Origin of the sequence: Salinirussus salinus, from assembly GCF_009831455.1 — an archaeon.
Lineage (GTDB): Archaea > Halobacteriota > Halobacteria > Halobacteriales > Haloarculaceae > Salinirussus > Salinirussus salinus.
Genome location: NZ_WOWO01000002.1, coordinates 1261022 through 1267114 on the forward strand (window position 1 = coordinate 1261022; position 6093 = coordinate 1267114).

The 6093-nt window shown below is 70.4% G+C and carries 8 protein-coding genes; 6 read left to right on the forward strand and 2 right to left on the reverse strand.

What is annotated here, in order from left to right; genetic code table 11:
* The first annotated feature begins 47 nt into the window (after window positions 1–47).
* Window positions 48–914 (forward strand): MBL fold metallo-hydrolase, encoded by an 867-nt coding sequence (locus tag GN153_RS09850; protein ID WP_159902150.1) that lies wholly within the window; start codon window positions 48–50, stop codon window positions 912–914.
* Window positions 911–1660, forward strand: coding sequence for an MBL fold metallo-hydrolase (locus tag GN153_RS09855; RefSeq protein WP_159902152.1), 750 nt, complete (start codon window positions 911–913; stop codon window positions 1658–1660). The genes GN153_RS09850 and GN153_RS09855 overlap by 4 nt, the downstream gene beginning before the upstream one ends.
* Before the next feature lie 41 nt (window positions 1661–1701).
* Here the strand turns inward: GN153_RS09855 and GN153_RS09860 are convergent, their stop codons facing one another.
* Window positions 1702–2280: a DUF2391 family protein gene (locus tag GN153_RS09860; RefSeq protein ID WP_159902154.1), complete on the reverse strand. Its 579-nt coding sequence runs from the start codon at window positions 2278–2280 to the stop codon at window positions 1702–1704.
* Between the two features lie 102 nt (window positions 2281–2382).
* A complete protein-coding gene (locus GN153_RS09865) occupies window positions 2383–3057 on the reverse strand; it encodes a glycerophosphodiester phosphodiesterase (protein WP_159902156.1) in 675 nt (224 codons plus the stop codon).
* Between the two features lie 137 nt (window positions 3058–3194).
* Between GN153_RS09865 and GN153_RS09870 the strand changes: the two genes are divergently transcribed.
* The 4 genes from GN153_RS09870 to GN153_RS09885 all read left to right on the forward strand — a co-directional run.
* Window positions 3195–3905, forward strand: a complete 711-nt coding sequence (locus GN153_RS09870; protein ID WP_159902158.1) for an SDR family oxidoreductase — start codon at window positions 3195–3197, stop codon at window positions 3903–3905.
* Between the two features lie 116 nt (window positions 3906–4021).
* The gene (locus GN153_RS09875) at window positions 4022–5566 is read left to right on the forward strand and encodes an acyl-CoA carboxylase subunit beta (RefSeq protein WP_159902269.1); all 1545 of its coding nucleotides are present in this window, start codon (window positions 4022–4024) and stop codon (window positions 5564–5566) included.
* Entirely contained in the window at window positions 5547–5882 is a 336-nt protein-coding gene (locus GN153_RS09880) for an acc operon protein (RefSeq protein WP_236544782.1), read from the forward strand. The genes GN153_RS09875 and GN153_RS09880 overlap by 20 nt, the downstream gene beginning before the upstream one ends.
* A partial coding sequence (locus tag GN153_RS09885; RefSeq protein WP_303645106.1) for a biotin carboxylase N-terminal domain-containing protein occupies window positions 5875–6093 on the forward strand: 219 nt, incomplete at its 3' end. The genes GN153_RS09880 and GN153_RS09885, both read left to right, overlap by 8 nt.

Here is a 6093-nt window from a genome sequence, read left to right on the forward strand (position 1 = left end):
CGGACGGAACGATTTTAGTGAGCGTCGCGAGTGTGTCCGAGTGTGGTATGACACGACGTGACATTACCCGCCGCGAGATAGCCGACGGGCTCCACCTGCTGCAGGGCTGTGTCGTCCCCGAGCAGGTGCAGGCCCGGATGGACGCGACGGACGAGCCGCCGCCGTGGTACGACCCCGCGGGCGAGGTCCACGCACAGTTCAACGCCTACCTGTTCGCGGGCGAGGAGACGCTGCTGTTCGACACGCTGCCCCCGAACATGCGCGAGGACGTCCTCGACGCGCTGGGTGGGGTTCTCGACGACCGTGGGCTCGACTATCTGGTGGTCTCGCACCCGGAAGCCCCCCACGGGGGGAACGCCGGCGCCATCCTCGACGCGTATCCGGACGCGGAGCTGCTGGTCCCCGAGACCGACGAACTCCACGACCTCGCGCTGGGGTCGGCCGTCGAGGAACACGCGGAGGTGACCGACGGCGACGAACTCGACCTCGGCAGCCACGCCGTCGAGTTCTGCCGGTCCCCGATGTTCGACCTCGCGGCGACGACCTGGATGTACGAGCGGGAGACGGGGGCGCTGTTCACCGTCGACGCCTACGGCAACGCCCACTCGGCGGGCGCGGGCGAGTGCGGCCGGTTCGTCGACGAGATGACTGACGACCCGGAGGCGTTCACGACGCAGCGCTGGCTGGGCTTTCACAGCCACACCTTCCCGTGGTTCGCGTACGTCGAGCCCGAGCGGCTGGCCGCCGAAATCGAGGTACTGGTCGACCGGTTCGACCCGGAGCTGGTCGCGCCGGCCCACGGCGCGCCCATCCGAGAGGACGCCGTCGGCTACCTCCGGCGGCTGGTACCGGTCATCGAGCGGATCAGCGACCTCGGCCTGGGTCAGGACGTCCGGGTGAGGGAGCTCGCATGAACGTCCAGCTCGCCGAGGACGTCCACTGGGTCGGAACCTGCGAGGACGCCGACTCGGGTCGACACGTCCACGTCTCGGTGTACCTCATCGATGCGGGCGACGAGTACGTTCTCGTCGACGCCGGTCCGCCCCACGAGACGGACATCGACACGGAAGTCGACCGGCTCACCGGCGGCGCGGGGGTCGACACCCTGCTGTTGACCCACACGAACATGCCACACACCGGCCACGCCCACGAGTACGCCGACCGCGGGGTCCGGGTCCTCTCGGCGACGGACATCCCCGAGGAGTTCGGCGGCTACGGCGAGCTCTGGAACCGCGACGAGACGGTCGAACTCGCCGGCCGGGAATTCAGCTTCCCGAAGCCGCCGATGACCGACCACGTCTACAGCCTCTGGCTCTACGACCGCGACTCCGGCGTGCTGTTCTCCTCGGAGGCGCTGGGCAACTACCACTCCCCGGGCCGGTGCGAGGCGGTCTGGGACGAGTCAGGCGGCGAGGTATCCCGGGCGGAGGTCGAGGCCTACGTGCGCGACCGGCTCCCCTGGGTCCGGTACGTCGCCCCGGAGAAGCTGGAGTCGACACTCCGGGACCGGCTCGCCGGCTACGACGTCTCGTACGTCGCTCCCGGCCACGGGACCCCAGTGGCGGGCGAGCAGCTCGAGGCCTACCTCGACCGGCTGATGGACGTCGTCAGGGAGGTGGCCGGGGAGTGGAGCGGGCCCCAGGAGCCAGGGACCCCCTGAGAACGCCTCGCGGCCGAGCGCTCCGTAGGCGCCCCGCGTCCTCAGCTCCCGGGGAGGATGTCGCCCAGCGCCGCCCCGATACTCATCGGGAACCAGGCGACGACGACGTTGGCCATCGCAAGCATCGGTTCGGTCCAGTCGACCCGGCCCCACGCGGTCAGGAGGATCGCCGCGGTCAGCAGCGAGACCGCCGCCACGCCGAGCAGGCGGCGAGGAACGATACCGAGAAAGGGGCGGTGGATCCGGATGTCCTGGAAGTCCGCGACGTAGAGAATGCCGACCAGCAGCGCGACGGTGAAGACGGCGGTCCCCGCGAGCAGGGGCGGGCGTGCGGCCAGGAACGCGCCGACCTCGCCGGTCCCCCCCTCGACGGCCATCGGAACGCCGAACAGCAGGCTGCCGAGCACCCCCTCGGCGAGGTCGGCCCGGTCGTACCCCCAGATGACACGGCCGAAGCTCCCGCCCGAGCGGCTCGCCTCCGCCGCGGCCCGCATCGTCTCCTGGACCTGTTCGCGGGCGGCCTCGGTCTGGACGAGCTCCTCGAGCTCCTCCAGTTCGTCGAACAGGTCACCCATATCGACGTCGGCGTCCGTGTCCAAGTCCACGTCGCGCTCGGCCATGCGGGCACGTCCGCGCCGGGGGTGGTAAAGCTGACCCCCGGACCCGCGACCGGAGCGGACGCTCCGTGCGGCCGGTGTCTCGCGGCGAGCGCCGGCTCGCGGCTACCGGTCGGGGCAGTAGCCGGGTGCGTCGGCGATCAGCCCGTCGGCGCCCGCCCCGGCCAGCGCCGTGGCGACCTCCCGCGACCGGACCGTCCAGGCGTTCACGTCAAGGCCGGCCTCCCGCGCCCGCCGGACGAAGTCAGCGTCACACAGCGAGTGATGCGGGTGGACCGCCACGCAGTCGAGCCGGCGGGCGCGGTCGAGGGCCCCGTCCGGGTCCTCGGCGAAGAGGAGTGCTGCCTCCCCGCCGTGCTCCCGGACCTCCTCGGCGGCGGCGGGGTCGAACGCGGAGTACCACGCGTCGACCCCAGCCTGGTCGGCGAGTTCGAGTGCGTCGGCGGCGAGGCCGCGCTCCTTGAGTTCGACGTTCAGCGGGGCAGCCGTGGCCTCGGACACCTCGGCGAGGGTGGGGACGCCCGCGCCGGTGTCGAGGACGTCCAGCCCGCGCAGCTCGGGCAGTGTGAGGTCCGCGACCCGGCCGGTCCCGTCGCTGACGCGGTCGACGGTCCCGTCGTGAATGACGACGAGTTCGCCCGAGCCACACCGCCGGACGTCGACCTCGACGGCGTCGGCAGGCCCGGCCGCGCCGGGTCCCGTGCCGCCGGCTGCCCGGACGGCCACGAGCGTGTTCTCCGGGTTGGTCTCCGCGAAGCCGCGGTGGGCGATGCAGTCCATGCACGGATCCGGGGGCGGGGGCAGTCGGGCGTTTCGGTCCCGTGGAGTGTGGGGAGTCAGCCCCGTGAGACCCGTACAGGGGACGGAGCGATGGCGGTGGGGCGGCTTTTTTGGTCGTACGGGCCGTCGTAGGTTCCATGTCAGTCGAGTTCGATTTCAGCGACCGGGTCGTGCTGGTGACGGGGATCGGCGGCGCGCTCGGGAGCGCGGCGGCCGAGCGGTTCCTCGCGGCGGGCGCGACGGTCTGTGGGGCCGACGTCGTGGCGGCCGACAGCGAGGACTTCCTGTTCGAGGAGCCCGACCGGATCGACTTCTACCAGGGCGATTTCACCGACGAGTCCCAGGTCGGGGACGCCATCGCCGACATCGTCGACACGCACGGGCGGCTGGATGCGCTGCTGAACATCGCGGGCACCTGGCGCGGCGGCGACCCCATCGATGAGACCGACGCCGAGACCTTCGATTTCCTGTTCGACGTCAATCTCAAGACGATGTTCCTGGCCTCGAAACACGCCATCCCGCACCTCCGGGAGACGGAGGGGGCGGTCGTCAGCGTCTCGGCACGCTCCTCGCTGGAAGGCGGCGAGGGCGACGGTATCTACCGGTCGACGAAGGCCGGCGTCCGGCTCCTGACCGAGACCATCGCCGAGGAGAACCTCGGCGACCTGCGGGCCAACGCCGTGATGCCAAGCGTCATCGACACGCCGATGAACCGCAATATGATGCCGGATGCGGACCACGACGCGTGGGTCGACCCGGCGGACATCGCGGAGGTGATGCTGTTCCTGTGCTCGGACGCAGCAAGCGTCACCAGCGGGGCTGCCGTCCCCGTCTACGGTGAAGCGTAAGCTAGCCGCCAGCGGCGGCCGGCCGGGTGCCGGCGCGGACGTGAGTGTCAGGATACAGAATCCTTTTTAGGCCGGTGCTGCATGAAATCGCCAATGGAGACCGGGACCACATGACGATGGACGAGCGGATCGAGGAGCTGGAGGCGATGCGCGAAGAGGCCCGCAAGGGCGGCGGCGAGGAGCGGATCCAGAAACAGCACGACCAGGGGAAGCTGACGGCCCGTGAGCGGATCGACTACTTCCTCGACGACGGCACCTTCACGGAGTTCGACGAGTTCCGCACCCACCGCTCGCACAACTTCGACATGCAGGAGCGGGAGTACTACGGCGACGGCGTGGTGACGGGCTACGGCGAGGTCAACGGCCGCACCGTGTTCCTCTTCGCCCACGACTTCACCGTCTTCGGCGGGTCGCTGGGCGAGATCTTCGCCGAGAAGGTGACGAAGGTGATGGACAAGGCCCTGGAGACGGGCGCGCCGGTCGTCGGGCTCAACGACTCCGCCGGCGCACGCATCCAGGAGGGGATCGACTCGCTTGCTGGCTACGCGGACATCTTCCACCGCAACCAGAAAGCGAGTGGCGTCGTCCCGCAGATCTCCGTGATCATGGGGCCGTGCGCGGGCGGGGCGGTCTACTCGCCCGCGATCACGGACTTCGTGATGATGGTCGAGGACACCAGCCACATGTTCATCACGGGCCCGGACGTCATCGAGACCGTGACGGGCGAGGAGGTCGGCTTCGACGAACTCGGCGGCGCGGGCACCCACGCCACCGAGTCCGGCGTCGCGCAGTTCACGGTCGCCGACGAGGAGGAGGCCCTGGACCAGGTGCGTCACCTCCTCTCGTATCTCCCCCAGAACAACGTCGAGGACCCCCCGCGGGTCGACCCCTGGGACGACCCCGGCCGCGAGGACGAGAGCCTCGCGGCGACGGTGCCCGACGAGCCCCGCAAGCCCTACGACATGACCGACGTGATCGGCGGCGTGGTCGACGAGGGCTCGTTCTTCGAGGTGGCGGAGGGCTTCGCCCGCAACCTCGTCGTGGGCTTCGCCCGGATGGACGGCCACGCTGTCGGCGTCGTCGCCAACCAGCCCCGCGTCAACGCCGGGACGCTCGACATCGACGCCTCGCTGAAGGGGGCGCGGTTCGTCCGCTTCTGTGACGCGTTCAACATCCCGATCCTGACGTTCGTGGACGTTCCCGGCTTCATGCCCGGCACCGACCAGGAGCACAACGGGATCATCAAACACGGGGCGAAGCTCCTCTATGCGTTCTCGGAGGCGACGGTGCCGCTGGCGACCGTGATCACGAGAAAGGCCTACGGCGGGGCCTACGACGTGATGGCCTCGAAACATATCGGCGCCGACGTCAACTACGCCTGGCCCACCGCCGAGATCGCCGTGATGGGGCCGCGGGGTGCGGTGAACGTCCTCTACAGCGACGAGCTGGCGGAGGCGGAGGACCCCGACGCCCGCCGCCAGGAGCTCATCGACGACTACCGCAAGCAGTTCGCCAACCCCTACACCGCGGCGGACCGCGGGTTCGTCGACGACGTGCTGGAGCCACAGGAGACCCGGCCCCAGCTGGTACAGGACCTCGAGATGCTGCGCTCGAAGCGCAAGTCCCAGCCCAACAGGAAACATGGCAACATCCCGCTCTGAGCCGGACGCTGAGGCCGACGCGGAGGCGGTCGCCGTGCCGGGGGCCGGCGGAGCGCTGTCGGTCCCGGCGGACGCGACGCCGTCGGAGGCGGCGGCCATCGCCGCGGCCGTCGGCGCACACCTCAGAGACCGGCAGGCCGCCGCGCTCGCGGCCGCGGAGGCGGCGGCGGCCGACGGCGAGGACCGGGCGCCGACGGGCTGGGCGTTCGCCGGCCGGCGGGAGGCGCTGACCGGCACTCCCGGGCGGGTACAGGCAGGGGAACCGACAGACAGATGGGCGGCTGCTGCACGACTCAACGGACTCAACCATGACTGACTTCGACAAAGTGCTCGTGGCGAACCGCGGGGAGATCGCGGTCCGCGTCATGCGCGCCTGCGAGGAACTCGGTATCGACACCGTCGCTGTCTACAGCGACGCTGACAAACACTCGGGCCACGTCCGCTACGCCGACGAGGCATACAACGTCGGCCCCGCACGCGCGGCTGACTCCTATCTCGACCACGAGGCCGTCATCGACGCTGCCCAC